Annotated in this window: 23 protein-coding genes; 20 read left to right on the forward strand and 3 right to left on the reverse strand. The window is 61.8% G+C overall.

What is annotated here, in order from left to right:
* Window positions 1-3: 3 nt before the first annotated feature.
* Window positions 4-309 (reverse strand): SH3 domain-containing protein, encoded by a 306-nt coding sequence (locus B6V73_RS12350; RefSeq protein ID WP_088722243.1) that lies wholly within the window; start codon window positions 307-309, stop codon window positions 4-6.
* Window positions 310-564: 255 nt separating this feature from the next.
* Between B6V73_RS12350 and rplB the strand changes: the two genes are divergently transcribed.
* From rplB to rplP, 5 genes are read left to right on the forward strand one after another with little or no spacing between them, the layout of a single operon-like run.
* The gene (gene rplB, locus B6V73_RS12355; RefSeq protein ID WP_075773842.1) at window positions 565-1,404 is read left to right on the forward strand and encodes a 50S ribosomal protein L2; all 840 of its coding nucleotides are present in this window, start codon (window positions 565-567) and stop codon (window positions 1,402-1,404) included.
* Window positions 1,405-1,407: 3 nt separating this feature from the next.
* Entirely contained in the window at window positions 1,408-1,686 is a 279-nt protein-coding gene (gene rpsS / locus B6V73_RS12360) for a 30S ribosomal protein S19 (protein ID WP_075773843.1), read from the forward strand.
* A 5-nt stretch (window positions 1,687-1,691) separates the two neighbouring features.
* Window positions 1,692-2,072, forward strand: a complete 381-nt coding sequence (gene rplV, locus B6V73_RS12365; RefSeq protein WP_078521290.1) for a 50S ribosomal protein L22 — start codon at window positions 1,692-1,694, stop codon at window positions 2,070-2,072.
* Window positions 2,072-2,779, forward strand: a complete 708-nt coding sequence (rpsC, locus tag B6V73_RS12370) for a 30S ribosomal protein S3 (protein WP_075773845.1) — start codon at window positions 2,072-2,074, stop codon at window positions 2,777-2,779. Before rplV ends, rpsC begins: the two co-directional genes overlap by 1 nt.
* A gap of 14 nt (window positions 2,780-2,793) precedes the next feature.
* Window positions 2,794-3,207: a 50S ribosomal protein L16 gene (gene rplP, locus B6V73_RS12375; protein WP_088725394.1), complete on the forward strand. Its 414-nt coding sequence runs from the start codon at window positions 2,794-2,796 to the stop codon at window positions 3,205-3,207.
* 74 nt (window positions 3,208-3,281) lie between these two features.
* Here the strand turns inward: rplP and B6V73_RS12380 are convergent, their stop codons facing one another.
* Both B6V73_RS12380 and B6V73_RS12385 read right to left on the reverse strand, forming a co-directional pair.
* A complete protein-coding gene (locus B6V73_RS12380) occupies window positions 3,282-3,815 on the reverse strand; it encodes a flavodoxin domain-containing protein (RefSeq protein ID WP_075773847.1) in 534 nt (177 codons plus the stop codon).
* An 82-nt stretch (window positions 3,816-3,897) separates the two neighbouring features.
* Entirely contained in the window at window positions 3,898-4,533 is a 636-nt protein-coding gene (locus tag B6V73_RS12385) for a 2OG-Fe(II) oxygenase family protein (protein ID WP_088725395.1), read from the reverse strand.
* Window positions 4,534-4,720: 187 nt separating this feature from the next.
* On the opposite strand from B6V73_RS12385, the gene rpmC reads away from it, so the two are divergent.
* The 15 genes from rpmC (at window position 4,721) to B6V73_RS12460 (ending at window position 13,030) form a co-directional block, all read left to right on the forward strand.
* A complete protein-coding gene (gene rpmC / locus B6V73_RS12390) occupies window positions 4,721-4,921 on the forward strand; it encodes a 50S ribosomal protein L29 (RefSeq protein WP_075773849.1) in 201 nt (66 codons plus the stop codon).
* A gap of 12 nt (window positions 4,922-4,933) precedes the next feature.
* Entirely contained in the window at window positions 4,934-5,167 is a 234-nt protein-coding gene (rpsQ, locus tag B6V73_RS12395) for a 30S ribosomal protein S17 (protein WP_075773850.1), read from the forward strand.
* 77 nt (window positions 5,168-5,244) lie between these two features.
* A complete protein-coding gene (gene rplN / locus B6V73_RS12400; protein ID WP_075773851.1) occupies window positions 5,245-5,613 on the forward strand; it encodes a 50S ribosomal protein L14 in 369 nt (122 codons plus the stop codon).
* A complete protein-coding gene (rplX, locus tag B6V73_RS12405; RefSeq protein ID WP_075773852.1) occupies window positions 5,613-5,918 on the forward strand; it encodes a 50S ribosomal protein L24 in 306 nt (101 codons plus the stop codon). The genes rplN and rplX overlap by 1 nt, the downstream gene beginning before the upstream one ends.
* On the forward strand, window positions 5,918-6,475 hold the full coding sequence (gene rplE, locus B6V73_RS12410; protein WP_088725396.1) for a 50S ribosomal protein L5: 558 nt from the start codon (window positions 5,918-5,920) through the stop codon (window positions 6,473-6,475). The genes rplX and rplE overlap by 1 nt, the downstream gene beginning before the upstream one ends.
* A 19-nt stretch (window positions 6,476-6,494) precedes the next feature.
* On the forward strand, window positions 6,495-6,800 hold the full coding sequence (gene rpsN / locus B6V73_RS12415) for a 30S ribosomal protein S14 (RefSeq protein ID WP_075773854.1): 306 nt from the start codon (window positions 6,495-6,497) through the stop codon (window positions 6,798-6,800).
* Window positions 6,801-6,810: 10 nt separating this feature from the next.
* Complete coding sequence (gene rpsH, locus B6V73_RS12420; RefSeq protein WP_088719470.1) at window positions 6,811-7,209, forward strand: 30S ribosomal protein S8; 399 nt, start codon at window positions 6,811-6,813, stop codon at window positions 7,207-7,209.
* 10 nt (window positions 7,210-7,219) lie between these two features.
* Entirely contained in the window at window positions 7,220-7,753 is a 534-nt protein-coding gene (gene rplF / locus B6V73_RS12425; protein ID WP_088722245.1) for a 50S ribosomal protein L6, read from the forward strand.
* A gap of 11 nt (window positions 7,754-7,764) precedes the next feature.
* Window positions 7,765-8,124: a 50S ribosomal protein L18 gene (rplR, locus tag B6V73_RS12430; RefSeq protein WP_075773856.1), complete on the forward strand. Its 360-nt coding sequence runs from the start codon at window positions 7,765-7,767 to the stop codon at window positions 8,122-8,124.
* Between the two features lie 114 nt (window positions 8,125-8,238).
* Complete coding sequence (gene rpsE / locus B6V73_RS12435) at window positions 8,239-8,808, forward strand: 30S ribosomal protein S5 (RefSeq protein ID WP_075773857.1); 570 nt, start codon at window positions 8,239-8,241, stop codon at window positions 8,806-8,808.
* A 12-nt stretch (window positions 8,809-8,820) separates the two neighbouring features.
* On the forward strand, window positions 8,821-9,006 hold the full coding sequence (gene rpmD / locus B6V73_RS12440) for a 50S ribosomal protein L30 (RefSeq protein WP_075773858.1): 186 nt from the start codon (window positions 8,821-8,823) through the stop codon (window positions 9,004-9,006).
* A gap of 484 nt (window positions 9,007-9,490) precedes the next feature.
* A complete protein-coding gene (locus B6V73_RS12445; RefSeq protein ID WP_075773859.1) occupies window positions 9,491-9,907 on the forward strand; it encodes a universal stress protein in 417 nt (138 codons plus the stop codon).
* 38 nt (window positions 9,908-9,945) lie between these two features.
* Entirely contained in the window at window positions 9,946-11,586 is a 1,641-nt protein-coding gene (locus B6V73_RS12450; protein ID WP_088725397.1) for a BCCT family transporter, read from the forward strand.
* Window positions 11,587-11,694: 108 nt separating this feature from the next.
* A complete protein-coding gene (locus B6V73_RS12455; RefSeq protein WP_233242999.1) occupies window positions 11,695-12,441 on the forward strand; it encodes an ABC transporter ATP-binding protein in 747 nt (248 codons plus the stop codon).
* Window positions 12,416-13,030: an energy-coupling factor transporter transmembrane protein EcfT gene (locus B6V73_RS12460; RefSeq protein ID WP_088725398.1), complete on the forward strand. Its 615-nt coding sequence runs from the start codon at window positions 12,416-12,418 to the stop codon at window positions 13,028-13,030. Before B6V73_RS12455 ends, B6V73_RS12460 begins: the two co-directional genes overlap by 26 nt.

Consider the following 13,030-nt stretch of genomic DNA (forward strand, 5'->3'; position numbering starts at 1 on the left):
CACTCACTTCTCCCGCAGGTAGCTCTCGGAGACATAGCCGCGCAGGTTGCGCGCGACGTCGAGCGAGACGTTGCACCAGCGGGTATTGCCGCTGCGCTCGCAGCTGCGCACATGGACGATTGCGCCGTTGGGAAGCCCCAGGATTACCTTGTAGCCGGTGCCGGGGCCTGCGCGCAGTTTCAGCATGTCCTGGCCCTTCACGCCTGCGACCTCGTAGGTTCCGCGCCAAGCGTCGGCGAGGGTGGGGGTGGCGAGGGTGGCTGCCGCGCAGAGCGTAGCGGCGAGCAGAATTGCTCGGGTTGGACGCATCGATTTTCTCCTGTTATGTCGTCTGCCTCGGGGCCATTTTGCCTGCCCGGACCGCGAAGCGCCAGTTGCTTGGGCCATCGCGGGTAAAAACAGGCCAAGGCTATAGACTCACCCCCATAAGCCTGCTACATCGCGCCAGTCTCGCGGCCTCGGATTCGTTCCGGGGCCCGTGATTTTTGAATTCGGGGACCTTCGGGGCCCTATACACACAGACAGGCGAGGCAACTCGCCGCAAACCAACGGAAGACAGAAAGCATGGCACTCAAGTCGTATAAGCCGACGACGCCGGGCCAGCGTGGGCTGGTTCTGATCGACCGTTCGGAGCTTTGGAAAGGCCGTCCGGTCAAAGCCCTCACTGAGGGTTTGACCAAGTCGGGTGGCCGGAACAACACCGGGCGGATCACGATGTGGCACAAGGGTGGTGGCGCGAAGCGTCTCTACCGCATCGTCGATTTCAAGCGTCGCAAGTTCGATGTTCATGGCACCGTCGAGCGGATCGAATACGATCCGAACCGGACCGCCTTCATCGCGCTGATCAACTATGAAGATGGTGAGCAGGCCTACATCCTCGCACCCCAGCGTCTCGCTGTTGGTGACAAGGTCGTTTCGGGCTCGCGTCACGACGTCAAGCCGGGCAACGCGATGCCGTTCTCGGGCATGCCGATCGGTACCATCGTCCACAACGTCGAACTGAAGCCCGGCAAGGGTGGCCAGATCGCACGCGCCGCGGGCACCTACGCCCAGTTCGTCGGTCGTGACGGCGGCTACGCTCAGCTGCGTCTTTCGTCGGGCGAACTGCGCCTCGTGCGTCAGGAATGCATGGCGACCATCGGTGCCGTGTCGAACGCCGACCACTCGAACCAGAACCTCGGTAAAGCCGGTCGTAAGCGCCACATGGGTGTTCGTCCGACCGTCCGCGGTGTCGCGATGAACCCGATCGACCACCCGCACGGTGGTGGTGAAGGCCGCACCTCGGGTGGCCGTCATCCGGTTACGCCGTGGGGCAAGCCCACCAAGGGCAAGCGCACGCGCGTCAACAAGAAGACGGACCAGTACATCCTGCGTTCGCGTCACGCGAAGAAGAAGGGTCGCTAACATATGTCTCGTTCTGTTTGGAAAGGCCCCTTCGTTGATGCCTACCTGCTGAAAAAAGCAGAGAAGGCTCGCGAATCGGGCAAAGGCGACGTCATCAAGATCTGGTCGCGTCGCTCCACCATCCTGCCGCAATTCGTCGGCCTCACCTTTGGGGTCTACAACGGTCAGAAACACATCCCGGTCAACGTCACCGAGGAAATGATCGGCCAGAAGTTCGGTGAATATTCGCCGACCCGCACCTATTACGGGCATGCGGCCGATAAAAAAGCCAAGAGGAAGTAATCGTCATGGGTAAGGAAAAGAATCCGCGCCGCGTGGCGGAGAACGAAGCGATGGCGAAGACCCGTATGCTTCGCACCTCGCCGCAGAAACTGAACCTCGTCGCCGCGATGATCCGTGGCAAGAAGGTCGACAAGGCCCTTTCGGACCTGACCTTCTCGAAGAAGCGCATCGCGCTCGACGTGAAGAAGTGCCTCCAGTCGGCGATCGCCAACGCAGAGAACAACCACGGCCTGGACGTGGACGAACTCGTCGTGGCGGAAGCCTGGGTCGGCAAGAACCTGGTGATGAAGCGTGGCCGTCCGCGGGCGCGTGGTCGCTTCGGCAAGATCATGAAGCCGTTCTCGGAAATCACCATCAAGGTGCGTCAGGTTGAGGAGCAAGCGTAATGGGTCAGAAGGTTAATCCGATCGGCATGCGCCTCCAGGTCAACCGCACCTGGGATAGCCGCTGGTATGCCGACAGCAAGGACTACGGCGACCTGCTGCTCGAGGACATCAAGATCCGCGAGTTCATCCACGAGGAAGCCAAGCAGGCCGGCGTCAGCCGTGTCATCATCGAGCGTCCGCACAAGAAATGCCGCGTGACCATTCACGCTGCGCGTCCGGGCGTCATCATCGGCAAGAAGGGCGCTGACATCGAAGCGCTCCGCAAGAAGCTGGCGAACTTCACCGACAGCGAGCTGCACCTGAACATCGTCGAAGTTCGCAAGCCGGAACTCGACGCGCAGCTGGTTGCCGAGTCGATCGCTCAGCAGCTCGAGCGTCGTGTCTCGTTCCGTCGCGCCATGAAGCGCGCGGTGCAGAACGCGATGCGCATGGGTGGTCTTGGTATCCGCGTGAACGTCGCTGGCCGTCTGGGCGGCGCCGAGATCGCACGGACCGAGTGGTATCGCGAAGGTCGCGTTCCGCTGCACACCCTGCGTGCCGACATCGACTACGCGCTGTCCGAAGCGTCGACCCCCTACGGGATCATCGGCGTGAAGGTCTGGATCTTCAAAGGCGAGATCATGGAACATGATCCGCAAGCTCGTGACCGCAAGCACGCCGAAGCCCAAGAGGGCCCGGCACCGCGCGGCCCGCGTCGCGATCGCTGAGGGAGTAGATAGTTATGCTGCAACCGAAACGGACGAAGTTCCGCAAGATGCACAAAGGCCGGATTCATGGTGAAGCCAAAGGTGGTTTCGACCTGAACTTCGGTCACTTCGGCCTCAAGGCAGAGGCGCCCGAGCGCGTCACCGCCCGTCAGATCGAAGCTGCGCGTCGTGCGATCACCCGCCACATGAAGCGTCAAGGCCGTGTCTGGATCCGGATCTTCCCGGATACCCCGATCACCGCAAAGCCCACCGAAGTCCGTATGGGTAAAGGTAAGGGTTCGGTCGACCGTTGGGCCGCCAAGGTCAAGCCCGGCCGCGTGATGTTCGAGATCGACGGCGTCAACGAAGCGACCGCTCGCGAGGCTCTGCGCCTTGGCGCGGCCAAGCTTCCGGTGGCCTGCCGCATCGTCGAGCGTCAGGACTGGTAATCCCGGTCTGACTGCTGAAGACAAACGAAAGCCCCGCCAGAGATGGCGGGGCTTTTGCGTATCTGGCGCTGAGATCAGGCGCCGTCGGAAATCCAGCCGTCGATCAGCGCGTCCAGTGCCTTCCAGTCGGTGTATTCGATATCTGCATCGAGATCGGCATCGGGATTTTTCTTCGCCACGATCCGGCGCATCACGAACCGGCGGAAGATATCGTATCTCGACGGCAGATAGGCGCCCGCGATCTGTTCCGTCAGATCCGGCGTCCAGCCGGTCGCCGCTTCGAAGTCCTTCAGGATTTTATCGAGCGCGCGCCAATCCTCTGCGTCATGACCGGCGGCGGCCAGCGAGACCGAGAGAAAGAGGTTCGGGCGGTTCTTGATGATATCGCGTTGTTCGGCGACGAAATCCGCGAAGCGACCCTGATAATGTCCGACATGGATCGAGGCCGCGAGGACGATCCGGTCGAACCGGCCGAGATCCATCCCTTCGGCCTCATCGGTGGAAATCAATTCCGCGGAGTGACCCAGATCCGCGATGCGGTCGGCGACGTGCCGCGCGATCTTGCGGGTTTGCCCCTCGGTCGAGGCATAGGCGACGAGTGTTTTCATGCTGCGCTCCCGGTGTCTGGTTGCGCAGCAAGAAAATCAGGTGAGATGCGGCTTGGCTATGATGGCGATCAAAGCGCCGGGCTCAGTCGACCCATTTGTAATTGAAGCTGACCGAGATCCGCTCGTCTTCGGCCATGTTCATCGGCACCTCGTGGCGCAGCCAGCTCTCCCAGAGCAGCACCTCACCCGGTTCTGGGGCGATGTAGATGAAGGGCTGCAGCTCGCGCCGGGCGGTCTTGAGGCGGGTAGGGGCCGCCATCATCCGGGCGCTGCGCGGGTCTTCCAGCTTCAGCGCCGAGGCGCCGTCGGGCATCGCGACATAGGTCGTGCCCGAGATCACCGAATGGGGGTGCAGGTGCGAGCTGTGGGTGCCGCCTTCGGGCAGGATGTTGATCCAGAGGTCTTCCAGCACCAACTTACCCTCACCCAGATCGAATTCGAGATTTTTGGCAAAGGCCGCAACGTGCTTGTCGAGCGCCTTCACCATGTCCGCGAAGATCGGGAAGCGCCAGGGCAGGTCGGTGAGCGAAGCGTAGGAGGTATAGCCCGGATAGCCGTTCTCCTCGCACCAGTCCTGACCGGCTTCGTCATCCTCGGCGATGGCGTAGCACGAGGCCTCCAGCTCGTTCGTATCGACCTTGGGGCCGAATTCGGATAAGGAGGCGCGGTAGAGGCGGGTGACGAAAAGGGACTCGATCTGGGATTTGGACTCGGGCATTGGGGGCTCTCGCAACTGGGCGTGGATTTACCCCCTGTTACGCGAAAGCGGGCCGGAGGCCAAACAATCCTTGCCATATTCGATTCGCTCTGATATTGGCCCCAAGTTCCTGAAATCAGGACCGACATAACCCATCAGAAGTAGGGTCACCCGCGAGGGGCCCTCTGATGCCAAGAAAGGACCCGGGATGAACGCCCAAGAACTCAAGGCGAAGACGCCTGATGAGCTGCGTGACCAGCTCGTCTCGCTGAAGAAAGAAGCCTTCAACCTCCGCTTTCAGCAGGCCACGAACCAGCTCGAGAACACCGCGCGCATGCGTACCGTTCGTCGGGACGTCGCACGGATCAAGACCGTGCTGAACCAAAAAGCCGCTGAAGCCGCGAAGTAAGGAGAGCTTCCTATGCCCAAACGCATCCTGCAAGGTACCGTGACGTCGGACAAGAACGACCAGACCATCACCGTTTCGGTCGAGCGCCGCTTCACGCATCCGGTTCTCAAGAAAACGATCCGGAAGTCCAAGAAATACCGCGCCCACGACGCGGAAAACCAGTTCAAGACCGGTGACATTGTTCGCATCGAAGAGTGCGCGCCGATCTCGAAGACCAAGCGCTGGCGGGTTGTGGTCACGGCGTAAGCCGCGGCCATTTCGCCAGTATTCGAAACCCTGGGGCCCTTACTGCATAGGCGTCCCCAAAGGTCGGGAGTAACCCCATGATCCAGATGCAGACCAATCTGGATGTTGCTGACAACTCCGGCGCTCGCCGGGTTCAGTGCATCAAGGTCCTCGGCGGCTCGCACCGCCGTTACGCATCCGTGGGCGACATCATTGTGGTGTCGGTCAAGGAAGCGATCCCGCGCGGCCGCGTGAAGAAAGGTGACGTCCGCAAGGCCGTCGTCGTGCGCACCGCCAAAGAAGTTCGTCGCGACGATGGCACCGCCATCCGTTTCGACCGCAACGCCGCCGTCATCCTGAACAACGCGGGCGAGCCGGTCGGCACCCGTATCTTCGGGCCGGTTGTGCGTGAGCTGCGTGCGAAGAACTTCATGAAGATCATCTCGCTTGCTCCGGAGGTGCTGTAATGGCTGCTAAGCTCCGCAAAGGCGACAAGGTCGTCGTTCTCGCTGGCAAGGACAAGGGCAAGCAGGGTGAGATCACCTCTGTTGACCCGAAAGCCGGCAAAGCTGTCGTCGACGGCGTGAACGTTGCGATCCGCCACCAGCGTCAGACCCAGTCCAACCAGGGCGGTCGCCAGCCCAAGGCGATGCCGATCGACCTGTCGAACCTGGCTCTGATGGACGCAAACGGCAAAGCCACCCGCGTCGGCTTCCGCGAGGAAGACGGCAAGAAGGTGCGTTACGCCAAGACCACGGGGGATGCGATCTGATGCTCGATCAAGCTACCTACACTCCGCGTCTTCGCGCTCTTTACCGCGACTCGATCAAAGCCGCGCTGAAAGAAGAGTTCGGCTACAAGAACGACATGATGATCCCGCGGCTCGAAAAGATCGTGCTGAACATGGGCGTCGGCGAAGCCGTGAAAGACACCAAGAAGGTCAAGCAGGCCGCCGAAGAGCTCTCGCTCATCGCTGGTCAGAAGGCCGTGATGACCAAGGCGAAGAAGTCGATCGCAGGCTTCCGCGTCCGTGAAGAAATGCCGCTGGGCGCGAAAGTGACCCTGCGCGGTGACCGGATGTACGAATTCCTCGATCGCCTGATCAACGTTGCCCTGCCGCGCGTTCGCGACTTCCGCGGCGTGAAGCCGGCCTTCGACGGTCGTGGCAACTTCGCAATGGGCCTCAAGGAACACATCGTGTTCCCGGAAATCGACTTCGATAAGGTCGATGAGGTTCTGGGTATGGACATCATCATGGTGACCACGTCTGACGTGGATGCCGAAGCGAAGGCGCTGTTGAAGCATTTCAACATGCCTTTCAACGCCTGATCGCGGAGGAACGAAACTTATGGCTAAGAAATCCATGGTTGCGCGCGAAGCGAAGCGCCAGCGTCTTGTGAACAAGTACGCTGACAAGCGGGCCGCGCTCAAGGAAATCATCAACGACCAGGAGCGCCCGATGGAAGAGCGCTTCAAGGCGTCGCTGAAACTCGCGGAACTCCCGCGCAACTCGTCGGCGGTCCGGCTGCACAATCGTTGCCAGCTCACGGGTCGTCCCCACGCTTACTACCGTAAGCTCAAACTCTCGCGGATCATGCTGCGTGACCTGGCCTCCTACGGTCAGATCCCCGGCATGGTGAAGTCGAGCTGGTAAGGAGGGCGACATGTCTGTGAACGATCCTCTCGGCGATATGCTGACCCGCATCCGCAACGCACAACTGCGTGGCAAATCCACCGTCCGCACCCCGGCCTCCAAGCTCCGCGCTTGGGTTCTCGACGTGCTGGCTGACGAAGGCTACATCCGTGGTTACGAGCAGACGACGTCTGCTGCCGGCCATCCGGAGCTGGAAATCAGCCTCAAGTACTACGAGGGCACCCCGGTCATCCGCGAGCTGCAGCGCGTCTCGACCCCCGGTCGTCGCGTGTACATGGCCGCGAAAGACGTCCCGTCGGTCCGTCAGGGCCTCGGCGTCTCGATCGTCTCGACCTCGAAGGGCGTGATGTCGGATGCAAACGCACGCTCCGCCAATGTCGGCGGCGAAGTGCTCTGCACCGTATTCTAAGGAGGGCTCAATGTCTCGTATTGGTAAGAAACCGGTCGAGCTTCCCAGCGGCGTTTCGGCGCAGCTGTCGGGCCAGACCATCGAAGTGAAGGGGCCGAAAGGCACCCGTTCCTTCACCGCGACCGACGATGTGACCCTCAAGGTCGAGGACAACCTCGTCACCATCACCCCGCGTGGCCTCTCGAAGCGCGCGCGCCAGCAGTGGGGCATGACCCGCTCGCAGGTCGCGAACCTCGTGCAGGGCGTGACCGAAGGCTTCAAGAAGGAGCTGGAGATCCAGGGTGTTGGTTATCGTGCGCAGATGCAGGGCAACGTCCTGAAGCTGTCGCTCGGTTATTCGCACGAAGTCAACTTCGAGGTTCCGGAGGGCGTGACTGTCACCGCTCCGAAGCAGACCGAGATCGTTGTGGAAGGTTCCGACCAGCAGCAGGTGGGCCAAGTCGCGGCAAATATCCGCGAATGGCGTGCTCCCGAGCCCTATAAGGGCAAGGGCATCCGCTACAAGGGCGAGTATATCTTCCGCAAAGAAGGTAAGAAGAAGTAAGGAACGCGAAAATGGCAAACAGCAAACGGGATCTGTTCCTCAAGCGCCGCCTGCGCGTCCGGAACAAGCTTCGCAAGATGGCCGCTGGTCGCGCCCGTCTTTCGGTGCATCGTTCGTCGAAAAACATCAGCGTTCAGCTGATCGACGACGTCAACGGTCGCACTCTGGCCGCCGCTTCCACGCTCGAGAAGGATCTCGGCGTGGTCGGCAAGAACAACGTCGAAGCGGCTGCCAAGGTTGGCGCCGCGATCGCCGAGCGTGCGAAGAAGGCCGGTGTCGAAACCTGCTACTTCGACCGCGGTGGCTTCCTGTTCCACGGGAAGATCAAGGCGCTCGCCGACGCAGCCCGCGAAGGCGGTCTGAAGTTCTAAGACTGGTGGGGGACGTTCGCGTCCCCCCGATGATCCGGGCCGCGCCCTTCGGGGCGGGGCACCTGGATTGAGACAAACGGCGTGAGACCACGCCATCACGAGAAGGAATGCCTCATGGCAGAACGTGACAACCGCCGGGGCCGCCGCGACGACCGCGACGAAAACCCGGAATTCGCCGATCGCCTCGTCGCGATCAACCGCGTGTCGAAAACCGTGAAGGGTGGTAAGCGCTTTGGCTTCGCAGCCCTCGTGGTCGTCGGCGACCAGCGTGGCCGTGTCGGCTTCGGCAAAGGCAAGGCCAAAGAGGTTCCGGAAGCGATCCGCAAAGCCACCGAGCAAGCGAAGCGCAACCTGATCCGCGTCCCGCTGCGCGATGGCCGCACGCTGCACCACGACATCGAGGGCCGTCACGGCGCTGGTAAGGTCGTGATGCGCACCGCACCGGAAGGTACCGGGATCATCGCCGGTGGTCCGATGCGTGCCGTGTTCGAGATGCTGGGCGTGAAGGACGTCGTGTCGAAATCGACCGGCACCCAGAACCCCTACAACATGATCCGTGCCACGCTGAACGGTCTGACCCGCGAAGCAAGCCCCCGTCAGGTGGCTGCGCGCCGCGGCAAGAAAGTGGCCGACATCCTCAAGAAGCCCGAGGCCGAGGCACCTGCCGAAGCCACGGAAGCGTAAGGAGAGCGATCAATGGCTACCATCGTCGTCAAGCAGATCGGTTCGCCGATCCGTCGCCCCGCCATCCAGCGTGCCACGCTGAAAGGCCTGGGTCTGGACAAGATGAACCGTACCCGTGAGCTGGAAGATACCCCGGCCGTGCGCGGTATGGTCGCGAAGATCCCGCACCTCGTCGAAATCGTCGAAGAGCGTGGCTGAACCGACCGGTTCATCTGAGTAACGAAGCGCCCCGACCGAAAGGCCGGGGCGTTTTGCATTTGTAGCTCTTGGCTCCTGGCGGGGCAGGCGGAGAGGACGCCCGCGAGTGACGGATAGTCCGCCGGATACGTGTCCTCCAAAGCCGAGAGACGGGCCGCATGTTTCGCCGGAATGAACGCCCGTTGCGTGGGTGATGTCGAGGCGCCTCGACCGCGATCACGGTATTGGTGCCGCTGAAATCCTGTTCCATATCGGCGGTGAAAACGTCTCGCCCTCTCCGGTCTGAGGTGATTGGACATGGTACATCCGCGTATGGCGGTTTGGCGCGAAATTGGGGCCGTCGCGCGCCGCACCCGATAACGGCATGTCATTTCTTTAATATTTATTCACGATTTCCGGAACCGATTGTGACACACTGGGTTGGTTGGATATCGTTGCATCCTGCAATAGGGTGCTGCGCTTCAAGACTGAGGGACGGATCGAGATGTTTGAGAAAATCATGGTTCCGGTCGACCTGCGTCACGTCGAGAAGATGGACAAGACGTTGAGAGTCGCTTCGGAAATCGCAGCGAAACACGACGCGGAAGTCGTTTTCATAGGTGTTACGAGCCAGGAGCCGAGCGAATTCGGCCATAATGCCAAGGAATATGCCGCGAAGCTGGACGCTTTCGCGGATAGTCATGCCAACGAATTCGGGCACAAGGCCTCGGGGAAGGCGGTCGTCGTGCCCGATCCTGCCGTGGATCTCGACAAGACGTTGCTGAAGGTGGCCGACGATCTCGAGGCCGATCTCGTCGTGATGGCCACGCACGTGCCCAACGCGGCCAACTATCTCTTTGCCTCGCATGGGGGACATCTGGCCGCGCACAGCGATGCGTCGGTCTTCCTCGTACGCGGATAAGCGGACCAACATAACCAATAAGGACAGGAGGACGGCATATGGCCGAACCTGAAGAAGTTCAGGGTATCCCTGCCCCCGAAGGGGACACACAACTCATCGAAACCGATTACGAAATCGGTCAGGACAATCTGGAAGGCCAAGTCGGGCCCTTCGGTTTCGACATTCACAACCCGGTTTTCATGATCTCGGCGCTGACGATCGTGGCCTTCGTCTTCTATGCGCTAGCCCTGCCCGAACAGGCGAGCGAGATCTTCGGCGCAATGCGCCCGTGGCTGACCTCGACTTTCGACTGGTTCTTCATGAGCGCCGCGAACATCTTCGTCATCTTCTGTCTCGCCCTGATCGTCTCGCCCTATGGCGCGGTGCGTCTGGGGGGCACGGATGCCGAGCCGGACTTCACCTATATGGGCTGGTTCGCGATGCTCTTCGCGGCCGGTATGGGCATCGGTCTGATGTTCTTCGGCGTGCTCGAGCCGGTCTATCACATGGCGGTATCGCAGCCGTTGGGCACACCTTCGCCCTTCGATGCGGATGGCAACCTGATCCCGGAGAATGTCGCCCGGGCCAAGGAAATGGGCCTCGCCGCGACGATCTATCACTGGGGTCTGCACCCTTGGGCGATCTACGCGGTCGTGGCGCTCGCGCTGGCGCTGTTCTCCTATAACAAGGGGCTGCCGCTGACGATCCGCTCGGCTTTCTATCCGATCTTCGGTGAGAAGGTCTGGGGCTGGACCGGCCACATCATCGACATCATCGCGGTGTTTGCGACACTGTTCGGTCTTGCGACCTCGCTCGGTTTCGGCGCGCAGCAGGCGAATGCGGGTCTCAATCACGTCTTCGGCGTTCCGATCAACACGACGGTGCAGATCATTCTGATCACCATCATCACCGGCGTTGCGTTGTTCTCGGTGCTGCGCGGCCTCGACGGCGGCGTGAAGCTGCTCTCGGAGATCAACATGGGCATCGCGGCGCTGCTGCTGCTCTTCGTTCTCTTCGCGGGTCCGACCCTGATGATCTTCACCGATTTCGGTCAGGGTCTTCTGGCCTATGCCAAGGACATCATTCCGCTGTCGAACCCGATCGGGCGCACGGATGACAGCTATCGCGACGGTTGGACCGCGTTCTACTGGGCGTGGTGGATTTCCTGGTCGCCCTTCGTCGGTATGTTCATCGCCCGGGTGTCGCGTGGCCGTACCGTGCGCGAGTTCATCATCTGCGTGCTGCTGATCCCCTCGCTCGTCTGCGTGCTGTGGATGGCGGTCTTCGGTGGCGTCGCGATCGACCAGGTTATCTCGGACCCGGCAGGCTCGCCGGTGAAGGCGCAGGTCATCGATAGCTACAACCCGCCGCTGTCGCTGTTCGCGATGCTGGAGGGCCTCCCGCTGACCTCGATCACCTCGGTCATCGCGATCATCCTGGTGATCGTGTTCTTCGTGACCTCGTCGGACTCCGGCTCGCTCGTGATCGACACGATCACGGCAGGCGGCAAGGTCGACGCTCCGGTGCCGCAGCGTGTGTTCTGGGCCACCTTCGAGGGCGCGGTCGCGATCGTGCTGTTGATCGGCGGCGGTCTGAGCGCGCTACAGGCGATGGTGATCTCGACCGGTCTTCCCTTCACGCTGGTTCTGCTGGTGATGTGCTGGGCGATCTGGAAGGGTCTTCGGACCGAGCCTCGGTAAACTGAGGGACACTTGAGACAGAGAGGCGCGCGGGGGGAAACCTCGCGCGCCTTTCGCTATGCGCAGGGCGTCTGGAAACGCGGCGCGACTGCGTATATGACCCGGCGCATGTCTGACGGCGCGACCCTTACTTCTGCGAGCCATATCGCGATTTCCGATCTGGGCCACGATCTCGACGGTCGCCCGGTGCTGGAGGGGATTTCGCTTGAGACCCGTGCCCGCCGCATCGGCGTGGTAGGGCGCAACGGATCGGGCAAATCTACCCTCTCGCGGCTGATGGCGGGGCTGATTGCGCCGAGCCGGGGCAGCCTGCGGATCAATGGCCACGATCTGGCCGCCGACCGCAAGGCCGCGCTGCGCGAGGTCGGCATCCTGTTCCAGAACCCCGATCATCAGATCATCTTCCCCACCGTGATCGAGGAGATTTCCTTCGGGCTGCGCCAGCAGGGGATGAGGAAAACCGAAGCCGAGGCTGCGGCGGAAGAGACACTCGCGCAGTTCGGCAAGGCGGCGTGGCGCGATGCCTATGTCACGACGCTCAGCCAGGGCCAGAAGCAGCTTCTATGCCTGATGGCGGTGAGCGCGATGGCCCCGAACCTGCTGATCTTGGACGAGCCCTTCTCCGGTCTCGACATCCCGACCAAGGCGCAGCTGGGTCGCGCGCTGACGCTCTATCGCGGGACGCTGGTGCAGGTGACCCACGACCCGCGCGAGTTGGAGCATTACGACGAAATCCTCTGGCTCGACCAAGGGCGGCTGCGAATGCATGGCGCGGCGCGCGAGGTGCTGCCCGCCTATGTCGAAGAGATGACCCGCGCGGGAGAGGCCGATGATATCGCTCAGCTCTCCCGTTAAGACCGCCGCCCATGACTGGCCTGCGGGTTTGAAACTCGCAGCGCTCTGCCTCGCGACCGTGGGTCTGTTCTATATCGAAAGCCCGCTGATCCTCTCGGGCGTCGTCACGGCGATCCTGATCGCCTATGCCTTGCCCGGTCGCGCCTTCTTGCGCGCGGGCCTGTCGGCGCTGAAACTGCTCTGGCCGTTTATCGTCATCGTCGCGATTTGGCAGATGGTGATCGGCGAGATCGCGGAAGGCGCGTTGATCGTGATGCGGATGATCTCGGCGGTGGCGCTGGCGAACCTCGTGTCGATGACGACGCGGCTCAGTGATATGATCGCGGTCGTGCGCTGGCTGACGACACCGTTGCGCCGCTTCGGGCTGTCGACCGCCGCGCTGGAGATCGCGATCGCTTTGGTGATCCGCATGGTGCCGGTGCTGACCAACAAGGGTGCGCGCCTGACCGAGAGCTGGCGCGCCCGGGCCACGCGGCGACCGAGCTGGCGGCTGGTGCTGCCCTTCACGCTTCTTGCGCTTGACGATGCCGACCATGTCGGCGATGCGCTACGGGCCCGGGGAGGGCTCACATCCGAGAGGGAGACTTGA

Source organism: Thioclava sp. JM3, assembly GCF_002213185.1.
Taxonomy (GTDB): domain Bacteria; phylum Pseudomonadota; class Alphaproteobacteria; order Rhodobacterales; family Rhodobacteraceae; genus Thioclava; species Thioclava nitratireducens.

Excerpts from the sequence above, each read along its gene's own strand:
- rpsH (WP_088719470.1), top strand. The coding sequence starts at position 6,811 with ATGTCTGTGAACGATCCTCTCGGCGATATGCTGACCCGCATCCGCAAC.
- rplB (WP_075773842.1), top strand. The coding sequence starts at position 565 with ATGGCACTCAAGTCGTATAAGCCGACGACGCCGGGCCAGCGTGGGCTG.
- rplP (WP_088725394.1), top strand. The coding sequence starts at position 2,794 with ATGCTGCAACCGAAACGGACGAAGTTCCGCAAGATGCACAAAGGCCGG.
- B6V73_RS12380 (WP_075773847.1), bottom strand. The coding sequence starts at position 3,815 with ATGAAAACACTCGTCGCCTATGCCTCGACCGAGGGGCAAACCCGCAAG.
- rpsN (WP_075773854.1), top strand. The coding sequence starts at position 6,495 with ATGGCTAAGAAATCCATGGTTGCGCGCGAAGCGAAGCGCCAGCGTCTT.
- rplX (WP_075773852.1), top strand. The coding sequence starts at position 5,613 with ATGGCTGCTAAGCTCCGCAAAGGCGACAAGGTCGTCGTTCTCGCTGGC.
- rplE (WP_088725396.1), top strand. The coding sequence starts at position 5,918 with ATGCTCGATCAAGCTACCTACACTCCGCGTCTTCGCGCTCTTTACCGC.
- rpmC (WP_075773849.1), top strand. The coding sequence starts at position 4,721 with ATGAACGCCCAAGAACTCAAGGCGAAGACGCCTGATGAGCTGCGTGAC.
- B6V73_RS12450 (WP_088725397.1), top strand. The coding sequence starts at position 9,946 with ATGGCCGAACCTGAAGAAGTTCAGGGTATCCCTGCCCCCGAAGGGGAC.
- B6V73_RS12460 (WP_088725398.1), top strand. The coding sequence starts at position 12,416 with ATGATATCGCTCAGCTCTCCCGTTAAGACCGCCGCCCATGACTGGCCT.
- B6V73_RS12350 (WP_088722243.1), bottom strand. The coding sequence starts at position 309 with ATGCGTCCAACCCGAGCAATTCTGCTCGCCGCTACGCTCTGCGCGGCA.
- rplR (WP_075773856.1), top strand. The coding sequence starts at position 7,765 with ATGGCAAACAGCAAACGGGATCTGTTCCTCAAGCGCCGCCTGCGCGTC.
- rplF (WP_088722245.1), top strand. The coding sequence starts at position 7,220 with ATGTCTCGTATTGGTAAGAAACCGGTCGAGCTTCCCAGCGGCGTTTCG.
- B6V73_RS12445 (WP_075773859.1), top strand. The coding sequence starts at position 9,491 with ATGTTTGAGAAAATCATGGTTCCGGTCGACCTGCGTCACGTCGAGAAG.
- rpsQ (WP_075773850.1), top strand. The coding sequence starts at position 4,934 with ATGCCCAAACGCATCCTGCAAGGTACCGTGACGTCGGACAAGAACGAC.
- rpmD (WP_075773858.1), top strand. The coding sequence starts at position 8,821 with ATGGCTACCATCGTCGTCAAGCAGATCGGTTCGCCGATCCGTCGCCCC.
- rpsC (WP_075773845.1), top strand. The coding sequence starts at position 2,072 with ATGGGTCAGAAGGTTAATCCGATCGGCATGCGCCTCCAGGTCAACCGC.
- rpsE (WP_075773857.1), top strand. The coding sequence starts at position 8,239 with ATGGCAGAACGTGACAACCGCCGGGGCCGCCGCGACGACCGCGACGAA.
- rpsS (WP_075773843.1), top strand. The coding sequence starts at position 1,408 with ATGTCTCGTTCTGTTTGGAAAGGCCCCTTCGTTGATGCCTACCTGCTG.
- B6V73_RS12385 (WP_088725395.1), bottom strand. The coding sequence starts at position 4,533 with ATGCCCGAGTCCAAATCCCAGATCGAGTCCCTTTTCGTCACCCGCCTC.
- B6V73_RS12455 (WP_233242999.1), top strand. The coding sequence starts at position 11,695 with ATGTCTGACGGCGCGACCCTTACTTCTGCGAGCCATATCGCGATTTCC.
- rplN (WP_075773851.1), top strand. The coding sequence starts at position 5,245 with ATGATCCAGATGCAGACCAATCTGGATGTTGCTGACAACTCCGGCGCT.
- rplV (WP_078521290.1), top strand. The coding sequence starts at position 1,692 with ATGGGTAAGGAAAAGAATCCGCGCCGCGTGGCGGAGAACGAAGCGATG.